General features: G+C 72.2%; 14 protein-coding genes. 3 read left to right on the top strand and 11 right to left on the bottom strand.

Annotated features, from left to right (window positions below):
• Nucleotides 1-39 precede the first annotated feature (39 nt).
• Both FBY22_RS37335 and FBY22_RS37340 read right to left on the bottom strand, forming a co-directional pair.
• On the bottom strand, nucleotides 40-1314 hold the full coding sequence (locus tag FBY22_RS37335) for an ATP-binding protein (protein WP_142152370.1): 1275 nt from the start codon (nucleotides 1312-1314) through the stop codon (nucleotides 40-42).
• 124 nt (nucleotides 1315-1438) lie between these two features.
• Nucleotides 1439-2116 carry a response regulator transcription factor gene (locus FBY22_RS37340; protein ID WP_058928367.1) on the bottom strand — a complete coding sequence of 226 codons (678 nt, stop codon included), beginning with the start codon at nucleotides 2114-2116 and terminating at the stop codon, nucleotides 1439-1441.
• A 296-nt stretch (nucleotides 2117-2412) separates the two neighbouring features.
• Between FBY22_RS37340 and FBY22_RS37345 the strand changes: the two genes are divergently transcribed.
• Entirely contained in the window at nucleotides 2413-3909 is a 1497-nt protein-coding gene (locus FBY22_RS37345) for an oligopeptide:H+ symporter (RefSeq protein WP_142152371.1), read from the top strand.
• 69 nt (nucleotides 3910-3978) lie between these two features.
• Here the strand turns inward: FBY22_RS37345 and FBY22_RS37350 are convergent, their stop codons facing one another.
• From FBY22_RS37350 to FBY22_RS37375, 6 genes are all read right to left on the bottom strand, one after another.
• Nucleotides 3979-5277, bottom strand: a complete 1299-nt coding sequence (locus tag FBY22_RS37350; RefSeq protein WP_142152372.1) for a hypothetical protein — start codon at nucleotides 5275-5277, stop codon at nucleotides 3979-3981.
• Entirely contained in the window at nucleotides 5274-6362 is a 1089-nt protein-coding gene (locus tag FBY22_RS37355; protein WP_142152373.1) for a hypothetical protein, read from the bottom strand. The genes FBY22_RS37350 and FBY22_RS37355 overlap by 4 nt, the downstream gene beginning before the upstream one ends.
• On the bottom strand, nucleotides 6359-7198 hold the full coding sequence (locus FBY22_RS37360) for a hypothetical protein (RefSeq protein WP_142152374.1): 840 nt from the start codon (nucleotides 7196-7198) through the stop codon (nucleotides 6359-6361). Before FBY22_RS37360 ends, FBY22_RS37355 begins: the two co-directional genes overlap by 4 nt.
• A 110-nt stretch (nucleotides 7199-7308) precedes the next feature.
• Nucleotides 7309-8013, bottom strand: coding sequence for an LPXTG cell wall anchor domain-containing protein (locus FBY22_RS37365; RefSeq protein ID WP_142152375.1), 705 nt, complete (start codon nucleotides 8011-8013; stop codon nucleotides 7309-7311).
• Between the two features lie 165 nt (nucleotides 8014-8178).
• Nucleotides 8179-8715, bottom strand: a complete 537-nt coding sequence (locus tag FBY22_RS37370; RefSeq protein WP_142152376.1) for an ATP-binding protein — start codon at nucleotides 8713-8715, stop codon at nucleotides 8179-8181.
• Nucleotides 8716-8994: 279 nt separating this feature from the next.
• Complete coding sequence (locus tag FBY22_RS37375) at nucleotides 8995-9372, bottom strand: STAS domain-containing protein (RefSeq protein WP_142152377.1); 378 nt, start codon at nucleotides 9370-9372, stop codon at nucleotides 8995-8997.
• A gap of 251 nt (nucleotides 9373-9623) precedes the next feature.
• On the opposite strand from FBY22_RS37375, the gene FBY22_RS37380 reads away from it, so the two are divergent.
• Nucleotides 9624-10550: an RNA polymerase sigma factor SigF gene (locus FBY22_RS37380; protein WP_142152378.1), complete on the top strand. Its 927-nt coding sequence runs from the start codon at nucleotides 9624-9626 to the stop codon at nucleotides 10548-10550.
• Between the two features lie 147 nt (nucleotides 10551-10697).
• Nucleotides 10698-12542, top strand: a complete 1845-nt coding sequence (locus FBY22_RS45550) for an RICIN domain-containing protein (protein WP_260845300.1) — start codon at nucleotides 10698-10700, stop codon at nucleotides 12540-12542.
• Nucleotides 12543-12552: 10 nt separating this feature from the next.
• On the opposite strand, the gene hutI is transcribed toward FBY22_RS45550, so the two are convergent.
• The 3 genes from hutI to FBY22_RS37400 are packed head-to-tail and all read right to left on the bottom strand — an operon-like array spanning nucleotide 12553 to nucleotide 16285.
• On the bottom strand, nucleotides 12553-13728 hold the full coding sequence (gene hutI / locus FBY22_RS37390) for an imidazolonepropionase (protein WP_142152379.1): 1176 nt from the start codon (nucleotides 13726-13728) through the stop codon (nucleotides 12553-12555).
• A 20-nt stretch (nucleotides 13729-13748) separates the two neighbouring features.
• The gene (locus FBY22_RS37395) at nucleotides 13749-15092 is read right to left on the bottom strand and encodes a formimidoylglutamate deiminase (protein WP_142152380.1); all 1344 of its coding nucleotides are present in this window, start codon (nucleotides 15090-15092) and stop codon (nucleotides 13749-13751) included.
• Nucleotides 15083-16285 carry an allantoate amidohydrolase gene (locus FBY22_RS37400; RefSeq protein WP_174267396.1) on the bottom strand — a complete coding sequence of 401 codons (1203 nt, stop codon included), beginning with the start codon at nucleotides 16283-16285 and terminating at the stop codon, nucleotides 15083-15085. Before FBY22_RS37400 ends, FBY22_RS37395 begins: the two co-directional genes overlap by 10 nt.
• Nucleotides 16286-16300: the final 15 nt, after the last annotated feature.

Raw genomic sequence — 16300 nt, forward strand, 5'->3', positions numbered from 1 at the left:
GACTGACGGCCGCCGGGGAGCCGCACGGCACCCCAGGACTCAGCGGACCGTCGGCTCGTCGTCCGTCTGGTGCCGCTTCAGGTGCGGAGTCCGGGACAGGAACAGACCGAAGACCGGCGGCTTCGTCTGGAGCATCTCCAGGCGACCGCCGTCCGCCTCCGCGAGGTCGCGGGCCACGGCCAGGCCGATGCCGGTCGAGTTGCGGCCGCTGATGGTCCGCTCGAAGATGCGCGCGCCGAGGTCGGCGGGGACGCCCGGGCCCTCGTCCGTCACCTCCACCACCGCCTGGTTGCCGGTGACCCGCGTGCGCAGGGCCACCGTGCCCCCGCCGTGCATCAGCGAGTTCTCGATCAGGGCCGCCAGGACCTGGGCCACGGCGCCGGGGGTGCCCACGGCCTGCAGGTGCCGCTTGCCGGAGCTGACGATCGCCCGCCCGGCGCTGCGGTAGGCGGGCCGCCACTCCGCCAGCTGCTGCTGGATGACCTCGTCGAGGTCGAAGGAGACGGCGTTGGCGGTGCGGGGGTCGCGGGAGTTGGTGAGCAGACGTTCCACCACGTCCGTCAGGCGCTCGACCTGGGTCAGGGCGACGTTGGCCTCCTCCTTCACCGTGTCCGGGTCGTCGGTGAGGGTGATCTCCTCCAGCCGCATCGACAACGCGGTCAGCGGTGTACGGAGCTGGTGGGAGGCGTCGGCGGCCAGGCGCCGTTCGGCGGTGAGCATCCGGGCGATGCGCTCGGCGGAGGAGTCCAGGACGTCCGCGACGCGGTCCAGCTCGGGGACCCCGTACCGCTTGTGGCGGGGGCGCGGGTCACCCGACCCCAGCCGCTCGGCGGTCTCCGCGAGGTCGGTGAGCGGGGAGGCGAGGCGGTTGGCCTGTCGGATCGCGAGGAGTACGGCGGCCACGACCGCGAGCAGCGCGACCAGGCCGATGATCAGCAGCGTCCGGCCGACCTCCCGGCTGACGGTCGAGCGGGGCTCCTCCACGACGACCGTCTCGCCCTCCTCGCCGGCGGCATGGCCCCGGATGACCTCGCCGTCGGGCTTGGTGCCGAGAGTGAAAGAGGACTGCCCGGGGATCGTGACCACGGCGTAGCGGTCACCGGTGACCTGACCGTGCAGCACGTCCGGGTTGACCGCGCCGGCCCCGATCAGCCGGCTGTCCACGATGCTGGCCAGCCGCTGCGCCTCGGAACTCACCCTTTCCTGGGCGCTGTTGCTGATGGTCCGCGTCTCGACGATGACGAGGGAGACGCCGAAGACGGCGATGACCACCAGCACGACGGCGAGGGTGGACTGAATGAGACGACGACGCACGGGGCCCTCCGAGCCAACGGTTCTACAACGCCCTCAGGGGCACGGGGAACTGCGCGACCGGCCCCCGCACGCCCGCGGCCGCACTACTCGGCGACACCGCCCCTGCGCAACGCGCGTAGCCGGGCTAGCTCTTCTCGAAGCGGAAGCCGACACCCCGCACCGTCGCGATGTACCGGGGGTTCGCCGCGTCGTCGCCCAGCTTCTTGCGCAGCCAGGAGATGTGCATGTCGAGCGTCTTCGTGGACGACCACCAGGTGGTGTCCCACACCTCGCGCATCAGCTGGTCGCGGGTGACGACCCGTCCCGCGTCCCGCACCAGCACCCGCAGCAGGTCGAACTCCTTGGCGGTCAACTGGAGTTCCTCGTCGCCCATCCACGCCCGGTGCGACTCCACGTCGATCCGCACGCCGTGCGTGGCGGGCGGCTGCGCCGGCTCGGCGGCGCCGCGCCGCAGCAGGGCCCGCACCCGGGCGAGCAGTTCGGCGAGCCGGAAGGGCTTGGTGACGTAGTCGTCGGCGCCCGCGTCGAGTCCGACGACGGTGTCCACCTCGTCGGCCCGCGCGGTCAGGATGAGGATCGGCACGGTGTGGCCTTCGGCACGCAGTCGGCGGGCCACCTCGAGGCCGTCCATGCCGGGCAGACCGAGGTCCAGCACGACCAGGTCGACGCCGCCCTGCATTCCGGCGTCGAGCGCGGTGGGTCCGTCCTCGCGCACCTCGACCTCGTAACCTTCCCGGCGCAGTGCGCGGGCCAGCGGCTCCGAGATGGACGCGTCGTCCTCGGCGAGCAGTACACGGGTCATGAGGTGATGGTAGTCCGCTCCCGACAGGTGCTGGGGTGTGATCGACGCGCATGATTCTTACCTTCGTACGCACCGAAACGAACCTGTGTATCAATGGGGCGATCTTGTAAAGGACCTTGGAAAGCGGGTGTACGGTTCCTTGGTCACCTGTGATTCGCGTCTCAAGTCCCTCCATTTCCGGCACTACTCTGCCGTATGGTGAAAAAACAACGCCTGTAGCACTGCGGGGACCTTTGGCGGCACCGACGCCGAAGGTCTCTTTTGTGTGCGGTAACCCCCACCAGCAAGGAACGACCATGGCGTCCAGCCTGACGAAGGACTCGGTCCGCCCGGAGACCCCCGGCACCGGGAAGACCTTCTTCGGCCACCCCCGCGGACTGGCCACTCTGTTCATGACCGAGATGTGGGAGCGCTTCTCCTACTACGGCATGAAGGCCCTGCTCCCGCTGTACCTGGTGGCCCCGGGCGGCCTGCACCTGAGCGCGGCGACCGCGACCGCGATCTACTCGGTGTACCTGTCGCTCGTGTACCTGCTCGCCCTCCCCGGCGGCTGGTTCGCGGACCGGGTCCTCGGCCCCCGCAAGACCGTCGCCGTCGCCGGCGCGGTCATCATGCTCGGCCACCTCACCCTGGCCCTGCCGAGCGCCGGCACCTTCTACGCGGGCCTCGGCCTGGTGGCCATCGGTTCCGGCCTGCTCAAGGCCAACATCTCCACGATGGTCGGCCACCTCTACGACGGCCCCGAGGACCCGCGCCGGGACGGCGGCTTCACCGTCTTCTACATCGGCATCAACCTCGGCGCGTTCGCCGCGCCGCTGGTCATCGGCACCGTCGGTGAGAACGTCAACTGGCACCTTGGCTTCGCGCTCGCCGCGGTCGGCATGGCGCTGGGCCTGGCCCAGTTTCTGCTCGGCAGCCGTCATCTGGACGCCCGCTCGAACGTCGTCCCGACCCCGCTGTCGGCCGAAGAGAAGGCCAGGACGCTGCGCAAGTCGGCCTTCTGGGCCGCCGTGGCCGTCGTCTTCTACGCGATCGTCGGCTTCTCCGGCCACTACACCCTGAACTGGCTGCTGGTCCCGATCACGATCGCCGGCCTGCTCATCCCGGTGATGGTCATCGCCCGCATCAAGCGCGACCGGGAGCTGAACCGGGTCGAGCAGTCGAAGATGTCCGCGTACATCTGGTTCTTCGTCGCCGCCGCCGTGTTCTGGATGATCTACGACCAGGGCGGTTCGACGGTGTCGCTGTTCGCCGAGTCCTCGGCGAAGAACACGGTCTTCGGCTGGGACTTCCCGGTCTCCTGGTACCAGTCGGTCAACCCGGTCATGATCATGGCGTTCGCGCCGGTCTTCGCCTGGATGTGGCTGGCCCTGGCCCGGCGCGGCAAGGAGCCGAGCACGGCCGTGAAGTTCGCAATGGGCCTGGTGCTGATCGGCGCCTCGTTCTTCCTGTTCCTCGCGCCGCTGGGCATCGCGGACGGCGGGCACAAGGCCGCGGCGATGTGGCTGGTCGGCATCTACTTCGTGCAGACCGTGGGTGAGCTGACGCTCTCGCCGGTCGGCCTGTCGGTCACCACGAAGATGGCCCCGGCGAAGTACGCCTCGCAGATGATGGGCGTCTGGTTCCTGGCCGTCACCGCCGGTGACGCCACGACCGGCCTGCTCTCCATCGCCGGTGTCGACCTCAACAAGACGGGCATCGTCGGCCTCCAGGCGGTCCTCGCCGTCCTCGCGGGCGCCGCGGTGTGGATGTACCGCAGGAAGGTCAAGGAGCTCATGGGCGACGTCCACTGACGCCCGGACACACGAGAGAAGAGCCACCTCGTCCTGCGGGGCGAGGTGGCTCTTTCTCGTTCCCGCGTGTCACCGGGTGCGTCGGCCCGGCATGAACGTGAAGACCGCCGCGCCCAGGAGGACCGAGGTGCCCGCCACCAGGCCGAGGGCCTTCAGGGCGCCGTGGTCGCTCGAGCCCGTTTCCGCCAGGCCGCCGCCGGACGACGAGGACGTGCCGCCGGACGACGAGGTGCCGCCCGAGGCGCCGCTCGCCTGCTGGGTGGTGTCCAGGGTCAGGGAGACCGCCGTCCTGTCCGGCTTGCAGGTGGTGGTCGTGCCCAGGGCGTTGATCGTCAGGACGCCCGGGGAGAGGGTCGAACTGCCGCTGGCGCCGGGCTTGTAGGTGCCCGTCAGGTCCGGGATCTCGATCGGGTCGCCCGACTTGATGGCCTTGGAGTTGGTCGGCCCCTCCACATGCACCGTGCCCTTGTCGGCGCCGCCGAGGACGACCTCCATGGAGGGCTTGACCGATCCCGCCGGGATGTCGGCGGGGCTCTCCATCACCGACTTCTTGAACTGCACGGTGAGGCCGAAACTGCCGCCGTCCTTCTTAGCGTTGATCTGGATGGGCGAGGTGGCCTTCTTCTCGCCGATCGGGGACTGGCAGGTGTAGGGGATGTCGACCTCCTTGCCGGTGAAGTCGGTCTGGCCGTCACCGGTGCCGTCGCTCGGGGACGCGGAGGCGGAGGCCGAGTCGGTCGCGGACGGCGTGTCCGTGGGAGTCGCCGAGGAGGTGTCCGTCGGCGTCGCGGACGTCGTACCCCCGTCGCCCGGCGCCACCTCGATCGTGGCCGCCTTCTGCACCGTCTCCTTCGGCGTGCACTTGGTGTCCGTCGACATGGCGTTGACCGTGTACGCGTCCGGCGTCAGCGTCACCTCGCCGGTCGTCGTCAGCTTCAGGGTGCCCTTCATGTCGGACAGCACCATGTTGCCGCCCTTGGGGATCGCCGGGTTCTCCCGCGGCCCCTGCATCGCGATGTCCGCGGTCTGCGCACCGGCCGCCTTCAGGGTGCCGGACGGCTGCACGGAGTTGGCGGGCAGGTCGATGATGTCCGGGTTCTTGGAGGCGGCCTGGACGAACTTCCACACGACGTTCACGGTGTCGCCGACCTTCGCGGTGGCCGGCGCGGTGATCTCGACCTTGGTGGTGCCGTCGACGGGATCGATGCCGGCGGGCGGCACGCAGTGCGTCGCGAACGACACCTCCGCGGCCTGCGCGGACCCGGCGGCCAGCCCCAGCAGGGCCCCGGCGCCGCCGACCACCAGCGCGACACCCGCCGCGAGCGGCCTCCCTCTGCCGGCCGGTGTGACTCTCCTTCGCTTGCTCACGTCGTTCCCTTCCTGGTGGGAGTCGTGGGACTCGTCGGACTGTCGTCGTGCGGTGCGGAGAGCCGACCGGCCGTGTTCGGATCGGAGTCCGGGGTGAACCACGGCAGGGTCGAAGGGGTCGGGGGCGCCGCGTGGGCGCCCGGCTTCTGGTTGCCCAGACCCGGCAGGCGCAGGGCCAGTTCGGGCAGGCGCAGCCCGCGGTGCCGCAGGCCCCCGGCACGGCGGGGCCGCACCCGGTCCACGATCGCCATCCCGGCGCGGAAGAGCGCCGCCGGCACCACCAGGCAGACCAGGACCCAGAACAGGGTCACGCCCCAGGGCCGGCCCACGCCCCAGGGCTTCTCGGCGAGGACCTTCCCGCCGTACCTCAGGGAGACCGTGTAGTCGCCGTGCGCGCCCGCCGCGAGTTCGACGGGCAGCTTGATCTGCGCCTTCTTCCCGGAGCCGAGGGTGCCGCGCCACTCCTGGTCCTCCCACTGGGGCGCGAACACGCCGTGGGAGGTGCCCACCTGGAAGACCGGGTTCCTGATCGGGGAGGTGCCGACGTTGCCGACGGTGAAGACGAGGGTGCGCGAGGGCGGTGCGCCGAACCAGGTGAGCAGGCCGCTGGAACCCTCGAGCCGGGTGTCGGTCAGGATCGACAGGCGCCCGCCGGAGGGCTGGGCCGGCAAGGGCTCCACGGCGTGCCCGGCCACCTTCAGGACGGCGTCCGCCTGCGCCTTCGCGCCCTCCACGGTCGCCACGTGCACCACGCACGGGCAGGGCACCGGCGGCTCGGCGACGGGCAGTTTCCTGGTGAAGCCGCCCTTGGCGTCGGTGGTGACGGCCCGCCCGTCGCCGTTGGCACAGGAGTTGGTGCCGCCGATCACACCGCGCGAGGGCGTGGACTGTCCGCAGACCAGCATCATCAGCAGCGCGTGCGGCCGCCAGCCGCTGCCGCCGACGGTGACCGAACCCCCGGTCCCGGCCTGGGACTTGGAGAGCTTCACGCTCGGTCCGTCCGCCGCCGCCGTCCCCGCCGTCAGCGGCAGCAGGAGCAGCGCGAACACCGCCAGCAGCGCGACCGTCCTCACCTTGCCGTTCACGTCACCGCTCCCGTCAACTCGACATGCGCGTGCGGGCGTTCGGGGGCTTCCTCGGCCGGACGACGCCTGCGCCGCAGCAGTCGTACGAGGAGCAGCGCGCCGCCCGCCGTCACGCCGCCCGCGGCCCCCGCCACCCCGCTCCAGGGCACGAACCGGGCCGACGCGGCGGCCGAGCCCTTCGCGCCGCCGGGTGCCGTCGCCGTCACCCGGACGTCGACCGCGTCCAGGGCGGGGTGGTCGCGCCAGGGCTCGGTCAGGCGCAGCCGGCGGCCGGGCGCGAGGCGGACCGGCAGGGTGCGCGGAGCACGGTCGAGGACCGGGCCGAGCAGGCCGTCCGCGTGCACGGCGAGGGTCGGTACCAGGGTGGTCGTACCCCGGTTGACCAGGTCGTACGTGATGCGGTCGGCGTGCACGGCGACATGCTCGACGGTCACCGCGGACAGCCGCGGTCCGCCCGCCCGCAGGCGGAGCGCGGCCGTGACCGTGCGGCCGTCCTGGTCGCGGGCGACGATCTCGCCGCTGCGGTCGCCGCGCGCGCTGACGGTGAAGGGGATGTCGGCGCGGGTGCGGGCGGGCACGCGGACGCGGCTCCACGCGAACACGGCCCGGACACCCCGGCCGCTGAGCCGCACGGTGACCGGCCGCCCGCTGCGGTTGGTCACCGACACCGTGTCCTGCAGGACCGCGCCGGGCGCGCCCTCGGCGTAGAAGGAGGGCCGCGAGCCCCCGCCGGGCGCGAGCGACCACCCGTCCGCCGCGCTCGCGACGGGAGCGGCCGTCAGCAGGACCAGCAACGGCAGGCCCAGGACGGCCGGAACACGGACGGGTGAGGGCATCGGGCGGCTCCAACGACGGTCCGGATGCGAAAGGCGAGGCGCTCGGCGGTTCGGGGTCGGCGCCGGTGCCGTGGCCGTCGGCGAGCGCCGTACCGCCGGCCGCGGCCCGCTCAGCGGCGTGCGCGGGCCGTCTGGTTCCTGCGGGTGATCCACAGCGCGCCCGCCGCTCCGGCGAGGAGCACCGTGCCGCCGAGGGTCCCCAGGGCGATCGCGGAGTCGTCGGGTCCGGTCTGCGGGAGGGAGCCGCCGGAGTCGGAGCCGGTCGTGCCGGAGGAGCCGGTCCCGCCGGAGGAGCCGCCTCCGCCCGCCGCCGTGACGTCGAGGGTCAGCGCCGGTCCGGGACTGTTGGAGGGCGTGCACGTGGTCGTCGTACCGAGCGCCTTGATGGTGAGGACGCCGGGTGTGAAGGTCACGCTGCCCGTCTTCTTCGGCGTGTACGTGCCCGTCAGGTCACTGATCTTGATGGGGGTGTTGGCGGGGATCGCTTCCTGGTTGGCGGGCCCGCTGACGTTCATCGTGCCGCTGTCGGCGCCGCCCAGCTTGATGGTGGCGCTGGGGTTCATCGCGCCCTTGCCCAGCTCCACCGGGCTGGACGAGACGCCCTTCTGCCAGGACATGGTGATCTTGTAGCCGCTGCCGCTCTTGACGCCGGTGATGTCGATGGGCGAGACGGCGCTCTTGTCGCCGATGGGCGTCTTGCACTGGTAGTTGACGTCGACGACCTTGGCCTGGGCTGCGGGGGCGGCCATCAGCACCGCCGAGCCCGCCAGGGCCGCGACGGACGCGAGCACGGCGGTTCGATTCCGGTACGACACGATTTCCGCTCCCTCTCGGTTTCCTGACGGCACATCAGATGGGCCGTCAAGGTACGCCCGGGCCCTTGAGGAGGGAAGAGAAGGTGCGCGCCGGAGTTGTGCGGATCCGGCGCGCGCGAAAGGGGGGCCGAGTGGAGGGAGTGACCCTCGGTAACCCCAGCCGGGCTAGGCGGGAGCGCCCAGTTCCGCCCAGACCGTCTTGCCCGCCACACCCGGGGTCCGTACGACACCCCAGTCCAGGCACAGGCGCTGCACGATGAACATGCCGTGGCCGCCGGGGCGGCCCGCGCGGTGCGGGGTGCGGGGTGCCGGCTCGCCGGTGCCGCGGTCGGACACCTCCAGGCGGATCACCTTGTTGTCGAGGGCTATCCACAGTTCGCTGGGACCCTCGGCGTGCAGGCAGGCGTTGGTGACCAGCTCGGAGACGACGAGCAGCACGTCCTCGGCGGCGGCCCGCTGGTCGGCGCCGGCGGCCGGCAGCCAGCCCCACGCGTACAACGCCTGGCGGGTGAAGTCGCGGGCGAGCGGGACGACACCGCTGGCCCCGTCGAAGCTCAGTCTGCGGACCTGGCGCCCCTGAGACGACGCGGCATCCCCCTCGGCGGACGCCCCGGTCGCGGGCGCGCCCCCCTCGGACGCCCCGGAAGCGCCGCTTGGCTCCGGGCCGCGGTCGCCCGGCGGGTAAGGCCGGGTGGTGCTCATCAGCGCTTCACCTCACCGATTCACCAGTTCACGTTTCAAGAGTCTGTACGTGGCTCGACGGCTCTCTCTGTCGGCTTGCCGTCTTTTTCTTTCGTGTTCCATCGTTCGCTCACCGTCCCCCGTGCTCGCCGTGCCGCCGACAGGCTCAGGATGTCTCCTGCCCGACCGAACCGGCAGAACACCCCCTGTTTCGGCACGGAAAGCGTGACATCCGGAAAGTGCCGGTCACACGGGGGCGGGCGGGACGGCCCGGCGCCATGCCGGGCCGCCCTGCCGGGGTCAGCCGGTCTGGTCGGCCAGGGCCGCCTCGAGCGTGTCGTGGACGGTGAAGACCGCCTCCGCTCCCGTGATCTCGAAGACCCGGGCCACCACCGGAAGCATCCCGGCGAGGTGGACACCGCCGCCAGCGGCCTCCGCCTTCAGCCGGGCGCCCAGCAGCACGTTGAGGCCCGTGGAGTCGCAGAACTCCAGTCGTGAGCAGTCCACGACCAGCCGCTTGAATCCCTTGGCGAGGCAGTCCTCGAGGGGCTCGCGCAACAGATCGGCCGTGTGGTGATCCAACTCACCTGCTGGCGTCACGACTGCGCTCGAGCCCTCTTCCCTGACCTCCACCAGAAGCCGGCCAGACTGTGCGCTGCCGACCGTCCCGCGGTCCATGCCGTCTCTCTCTCCCGACGTCGTGACTGCTGACGTACGCCCTCGAACACTACGCCTTCCTCACACTTCCCGACACCCGAACAACCCCCCGCAAACGGACATAACCGCACGTTACGCACTTGCGGCGGGTGTGGAAAAGCGGGTAGGGCTAGTAGGGATACGCAACCGACACGGCCGGCTTTGGAGGCGCCGCACACCGCAGTGCACGCACTGGCTTCGGCAGCCATATGCCGAGAACGATGGAGGACATCATGTCACCCCGGCTCGACGCACCGCATACCCGGCAGGCGACGTCGACACCCCCTCCGGAACATCTTGCTCCCATCGAGAGCATCGAGAGCACCGAGAACGACGACACCGTCGGCACGGACGCACTCGCCGGACTCCCGGAGATCCCGCCCTACGACGAGGTGGGTCCGGTCGACGCGAGAGCGCTGTCCAAGACCCTCTTCGAGCGACTGGAGTCACTCGAGGAAGGCACCCACCAGTACTCGTACGTCCGCAACACCCTCGTCGAACTCAACCTCGCACTGGTCAAGTTCGCCGCCTCCCGATTCCGTTCACGCAGTGAGCCGATGGAGGACATCATCCAGGTCGGCACCATCGGCCTGATCAAGGCGATCGACCGCTTCGAGCTCTCTCGGGGGGTGGAGTTCCCCACGTTCGCGATGCCAACCATCGTGGGTGAGATCAAGCGCTTCTTCCGCGACACCTCGTGGTCCGTGCGCGTCCCGCGCCGGCTGCAGGAGCTGCGGCTCGACCTGGCCAAGGCCGGGGACGAGCTGGCCCAGCAGCTGGACCGGGCACCGACCGTCGCCGAGCTCGCGGAGCGCCTGGGCCTCACCAGGGACGAGGTCGTCGAGGGCATGGCGGCGTCGAACGCCTACACCGCCTCCTCGCTGGACGCCCAGCCGGAGGAGGATGACGCGGAGGGCGCCCTCGCGGACCGGATCGGCTACGAGGACCACGGCATCGAGGGCATCGAGTACGTCGAGTCCCTCAAGCCGCTGATCGCCGAGCTCCCCGCCAGGGACCGGAAGATCCTTTCGCTGCGCTTCGTGGCGGGCATGACCCAGTCGGAGATCGGCGACGAACTCGGCATCTCCCAGATGCACGTCTCCCGGCTGCTGTCGCGGACGCTGGTGCGGCTGCGCAAGGGGCTGACGCTGGAGGAGTAGCACCCTTCGAGTACCGTTCGCCGCCCCGCCATGGGTTACCCACAGAAACCCTTTCCCCAGAGCTTCACTTCCACCACTATGGGCCCCCTACCTGCCGGTAGCCGGATATCGACGGTCCGCGGCGGGGTTGTGGAAGGGGGCCTGGAGATGGCCGGGGCCTACGGGACCGACAACGGCGTCGCGACCGAGGGCGGTGTGTACGCGGACGTGCCCGACGCGCGGCTGACCGAGCTGCTGCGGGCCCGTACCGCAACCGTCTACCCGGCTCTGCGGGAGCTCCGCGCCCGTCACCAGCCGGCCGTGCTCGCCTACGCGCGCCTGTGCACGGCGAGCGAGTCCGCGGCCCGCCAGCTGGCCTCGCAGGCGTTCACGCTGGCGGCCCGGCAGACGGCGCGCGGCACCGAGCCGTCGGTCCCGCTGCGGCATGAGCTGCTGCTCCTGACCGGCAGGCTGGCCGCCTCCTGGGCCGGCGACGAACGGGCCGCGGGCCTCGACCCCGGCCTGCTGTTCGCCCTGAGCACGCCGGGCCCGGACACGGTCGCCGACCCGCCGATGCTCGCCGCGTTCCGGTGTCTGCCGTCCCGAGCGCAGGGGCTGGTCTGGTACGGCGTGGTGGAACGCGAGGCGGAGCGACGCACTGCCCTTCTGCTCGGCCTGACCCGCGAGGACGTCGCCCACGAGACGCCGGCGGCCCTCCAGGCCATGGCCCAGGCCTGCCTCCGCTCCCGGCTCGCCGCCTCCGGCGACCCGCGCTGCGGCAACTTCGGCCGGCTGATCGAGGAGTCGGTACGCCCGGACAGCCCGCGCGAGAGCGCCGACCTGCGGGCCCACATGGTCCACTGCGCCCACTGCACGGCGGCGTACACGGACCTCTCCGCCCTGCGCGACTCCCCCCGCACCGCCCTGGCGGAGGGCCTGCTGCCGTGGTCCGGCACGGCCTACGCCACCCGCGAGGACCTCGCTCACCGGCCACCCGGCGCCCCCACCACCCGCCCCGGCACCGGCCGACGGCGGTCGAAGGGCGGGGGACGGTCCTGGTTCGGGGGGCGGGCAGGGGCCGGGGGACGGTCCTGGTTCGCAGGACGGTCGGCGTCCGGAGGACAGCCGGAGTCCGGGACACGGTCGGCGTCCGGAGGACAGCCGGAGTTCGGGGCACGGTCGGCGTCCGGAGGGCGGGCAGGGGCCGGGAGACGTTCGAGGTCCGGAGGGCGGGCGGATGTCCACCGTCGGTCCGGGTCTGTCGGACGGCCCGGGGTGCTCGCACAGGTCGGGGTTCCGGTCCGGGCGCGGTTCCTGCTCGGGCCGGTCGCCTGGCCCGTGTCACGGCGGTTGCTGTTGACCTCCGTCGCTCTCGGCGTGGCGCTGACGCCGTTGCTGGTGTTGGTGCTCTCGCGAGGCGACGGGTCGCCGTCCTCGGCGCCGGGAGGGCAGCCGGGCTCCGTGGACACGCCGACGGCTCCCCCGGAGGTGACGGTGACGGCGACGGTCTCCGCCACGCCGTCCCCCTCCCCCAGCGCCAAGTCACCCTCCCCGACGAAGAGTTCCACCCCGTCCAGGTCGGCGAAGCCCAGCGCTGCCCCGACCCACGCCCCCAACGGCACCTACGCCCAGATCGTCAACGTATCGACGGGCCGCTGCCTGGACATCGACGGCGGCCTGAGCAACGGCACGGCCGTCGTCACGGCGCCCTGCTCCGGCGCCTCGACCCAGCGCTGGCGGGTCGACGCGGCGCGCGGGATCGTGCAGTCGTACGCCGACTCGGACTTCTGCCTCGACAGCCGGGGCTCGGTGGACCGGGGCGTCGGCATCTGGGACTGCGGTTCGGTGGACGGCGACCACGGACAGAACCTGCGGTTCACGGTGGACTCCGACGGCGTGATCCGCCCCGCCATCGCCATCGAGACGGCCGTCACGCCGGGTGGCGGCGACGGAGTGTCGCTGCGGCCCCTGAGCGGGGGCCGGGATCAGCGCTGGCGGGCGGGCGCTTCCTGACCTGGCCGCGTCAGCCTTGGCGGACGCCCCGCCGCCACACGTCGGTGACCAGCGGCACGCCCGGGCGGTAGGCCAGGTGGACGTGGCTCGGGGCGTCGAGGACGATCAGGTCGGCGTAGGCGCCCGGGGTGAGCCGGCCGATGTCCGTGCGGCGGAGCGCCGCCGCGCCGCCCGCCGTGGCCGACCAGACCGCCTCGTCCGGGGTCATGCCCATGTCCCGTACGGCGAGGGCGATGCAGAAGGGCACGGAGGACGTGAAGGACGAGCCCGGGTTGCAGTCGGTGGAGAGGGCGACGGTGACGCCCGCGTCCAGCAGGCGGCGGGCGTCCGGCCACTCGGCGCGGGTGGAGAACTCGGCGCCGGGCAGCAGCGTGGCGACCGTGTCGCCGTTCGCCAGGGCGTCGACGTCCGCGTCGGTGAGGTGGGTGCAGTGGTCGGCGCTGGCCGCGTCGAGTTCGACGGCCAACTGGACGCCGGGGCCGTGGGAGAGCTGGTTGGCGTGGATGCGCGGGTGCAGGCCCCGGGCCCTGCCCGCGGTGAGGATGGCCCGGGCCTGGTCGCCGTCGAAGGCGCCCTTCTCGCAGAAGACGTCGATCCAACGGGCGTGCGGCGCGCAGGCGTCGAGCATCTCGCCGGTGACGAGGGAGACGTAGGCGGCCGGGTCGTCGGCGTAGTCGGGCGACACGATGTGGGCGCCGAGGTAGGTGACCTCCTCGGTGTGCGCGCCGGCGATCCGCAGGGCGCGGGCCTCGTCGGCGACGGTGAGGCCGTAACCGGACTTGGTCTCGAAGGTGGTGGTGCCCTGCCGAAGGGCCTCGGCGAGGTAGCGGGTGAGGTTCGCCTCCAGCTCCTCGTCGGTGGCCGCGCGGGTGGCGGCGACGGTGGTGCGGATGCCGCCCGCGGTGTAGGAGCGCCCGGACATGCGGGCGTTGAACTCCTGGGTCCGGTCGCCCGCGAAGACCAGATGGGAGTGGGAGTCGACGAAGCCCGGCAGGACCGCGCGGCCACCGGCGTCGACCCGGTTGTCAGTGGCGGGTGCTTTGCTTGATTCACCGGTCCACACGACGCGGTCGCCCTCGATGACGACGGCCGCGTCCTGGATGAGACCGAGAGGAGAACCGTCACCCAGGGAGGGGGAGTTGGTGACCAGCGTGGCGATGTTGGTGATGGCGGTGCTGCTGCTCATGGCGTCCTCGTGGGTGGTCGTCAGGCGCGGAGGGCTTCGATCGCCCGCGCGAGGTCTTGCGGCACGTCCGGTACGAGGGTGTGCGCCCCGTCGCGTACGACGTGCCGCCCGCCCACGATCGTGTGCCGTACGTCCGCTGCTGTCGCGGCGAATACGGCCGTCTCGGCGCCGAGCCTCGGCAGCGGCCCGGCCGTCCTGACCGAGTCGAGCGCGATCGTCGTCAGGTCGGCGAGGGCCCCCGCCTCGATGGTGCCCGCCTCCTCCCAGCCGAGGGCCGCGTGGCCGTCGGCACAGGCCGCGCGCAGCAGTGCCGCCGCGGTCCAGTGGCCCCGGCTGCGGGTGCGCAGCCGCTCGTTCAGCTCCATCGCGCGGGCCTCTTCGAACAGGTCGATGACGGCGTGGCTGTCGGAGCCGAGGCAGAGCGGGGAGCCTGCCGCCTGCAGGGCGGGGGCGGGGCCGATGCCGTCGGCGAGGTCGCGTTCGGTGGTCGGGCACATGCAGGTGCCGGTTCCGGTGCCGCCGAGGAGGGCGATGTCCTCGTCGGTGAGGTGCGTGTTGTGGACGCCGGTGGTGCGGCGGCCGAGGACGCCGTGGTCGGCGAGCAGACGGGTCGGGGTGCACCCGTGGGCGGCCTGGCAGGCGTCGTTCTCGGCGGTCTGCTCGGACAGGTGCACATGGAGCGGGGCCCGCCGCTCCTCGGCCCACCGCGCGACCGTCGCCAACTGGGCGGCTGGCACGGCTCGTACGGAGTGGACGGCCGCCCCGATCCGCGCGTGGTCCCGTTCCTTGAGAACTGAACAGCGTTCGGCCCAGGCCTCGGCGGTGCCGTCGGAGAAGCGCAGCTGGTGGGTGTCGGGCGCCTCGCCGAAGCCGGAGGAGAGGTAGGCGGTGTCGAGGAGGGTGATGCGGATGCCGGCCTCCGCGGCGGCCGCGATGAGCGCCTCGCCCATGGCGTTGGGGTCGGCGTAGGGGGTGCCGCCGGGGGCGTGGTGCAGGTAGTGGAACTCGCCGACGGAGGTGATGCCGGCGAGGGCCATCTCGGCGTACACGGCGCGGGCGAGGGCGTGGTAGCTGTCCGGGGTCAGCTTGTCGGCCGTGGCGTACATGATCTCGCGCCAGGTCCAGAAGGTGCCGGAGCCGACCTGGACGGTGGAGCGCAGGGCGCGGTGGAAGGCGTGCGAGTGGGCGTCGGCGAGGCCGGGGAGGGTCAGTCCGCGCAGGATCTCGGCGCCGGGCGGCGGGCCGTCGGCGCCCGTGCGGACGGCGGTGATGCGGCCGTCCTCGATGCTCAGGGCGACGCCCGGCTCGACGTGGGTGCCGAGCCAGGCGTGCTCCAGCCAATAGGTCCGCGTGGTCACCTGCAGGCCAGTCCTTCCAGTACGTCGGCGAGGGCGAGCACCCCGGCCACGCAGTCGTCCTCGGCGGCGTGCTCGGCCGGGGAGTGCGAGACGCCCGTGGGGTTGCGCACGAACAGCATGGCGGTCGGGATGCGCCCGGAGAGGATTCCGGCGTCGTGTCCGGCGCCGGTACCCAGCACCGGGACGCTGATGTCGGTGTCCTTGCCGAGGATGCGGGCCAGTTCGTCGCGCAGGGCGTGGTCGAACTCGACGACGGGCGTGAAGGACTCCCGGACGACGTCGAGGTCGACGCCGTGGGCGGCGGCGTACTCGCGGGCGGCCTTCTCGACGCCGGTGACCACGACGTCGAGGGTCCGCTGGTCGGCGGCGCGGGAGTCGAGCCAGCCGCGCACCAGGGACGGGATGGCGTTGACGCCGTTCGGCTCGACGGCGATCTTGCCGAAGGTGGCGACCGCACCGGCGAGTTCGGCCTCACGGCGGGCGGCGAGCACGGTCTCCGCGTACGACAGCATCGGGTCGCGCCGGTCCACCAGGCGGGTGGTGCCGGCGTGGTTGGCCTCGCCCCGGAAGTCGAACCGCCAGCGCCCGTGCGGCCAGATGGCGCTCGCGATGCCGACCCGGTCGCCGGACAGGTCCAGCGCCCGGCCCTGTTCGACGTGCAGTTCGACGAAGGCCCCGATCCGGGCGAGCCGCTCGGGGTCGGCGCCGATGGCGTCGGGGTCGTACCCCGCGGCCTCCATGGCCCGCGGGAGGCTGACGCCGTCCCCGTCGGTCAGCCGGTGCGCCTGCTCGACGGTGAGCTCCCCCGCGGTCAGCCGGGAGCCGACGCAGGCGAGACCGAAGCGGGCGCCCTCCTCGTCGCCGAAGTTGACGATGGCAAGCGGCTTGGTGAACTGCGCTCCCCTGAAGCGGAGTTCGTCGAGGGCGGCGAAGGAGGACACAACGCCGAGGGGCCCGTCGAAGGCACCGCCGTCGGGCACGGAGTCGAGGTGGGACCCCGTGACGACGGCGTCCCCGGCGGTGGGGTCGCCGAGCCAGGCCCACTGGTTGCCGTTCCCGTCGACCTCGTGGGCGAGCCCCCGCGCCTCGGCCTGCTCCCTGAACCAGGCCCGGCACTCGGCGTCGGCACCGGTCCAGGCGAACCGGCGGTAGCCCCGGGAGCCGGCATACCGCCCGACGGGCAGCAGCTCACGCCACATCTCGTGGAAGGAACC

The sequence above is a fragment of the Streptomyces sp. SLBN-31 genome (assembly GCF_006715395.1).
Taxonomy (GTDB): Bacteria; Actinomycetota; Actinomycetes; order Streptomycetales; family Streptomycetaceae; genus Streptomyces.

Excerpts from the sequence above, each read along its gene's own strand:
- FBY22_RS37345 (WP_142152371.1), top strand. The coding sequence starts at position 2,413 with ATGGCGTCCAGCCTGACGAAGGACTCGGTCCGCCCGGAGACCCCCGGC.
- hutI (WP_142152379.1), bottom strand. The coding sequence starts at position 13,728 with ATGAGCAGCAGCACCGCCATCACCAACATCGCCACGCTGGTCACCAAC.
- FBY22_RS37370 (WP_142152376.1), bottom strand. The coding sequence starts at position 8,715 with ATGAGCACCACCCGGCCTTACCCGCCGGGCGACCGCGGCCCGGAGCCA.
- FBY22_RS37400 (WP_174267396.1), bottom strand. The coding sequence starts at position 16,285 with ATGTGGCGTGAGCTGCTGCCCGTCGGGCGGTATGCCGGCTCCCGGGGC.
- FBY22_RS37360 (WP_142152374.1), bottom strand. The coding sequence starts at position 7,198 with ATGCCCTCACCCGTCCGTGTTCCGGCCGTCCTGGGCCTGCCGTTGCTG.
- FBY22_RS37380 (WP_142152378.1), top strand. The coding sequence starts at position 9,624 with ATGTCACCCCGGCTCGACGCACCGCATACCCGGCAGGCGACGTCGACA.
- FBY22_RS37375 (WP_142152377.1), bottom strand. The coding sequence starts at position 9,372 with ATGGACCGCGGGACGGTCGGCAGCGCACAGTCTGGCCGGCTTCTGGTG.
- FBY22_RS45550 (WP_260845300.1), top strand. The coding sequence starts at position 10,698 with ATGGCCGGGGCCTACGGGACCGACAACGGCGTCGCGACCGAGGGCGGT.
- FBY22_RS37340 (WP_058928367.1), bottom strand. The coding sequence starts at position 2,116 with ATGACCCGTGTACTGCTCGCCGAGGACGACGCGTCCATCTCGGAGCCG.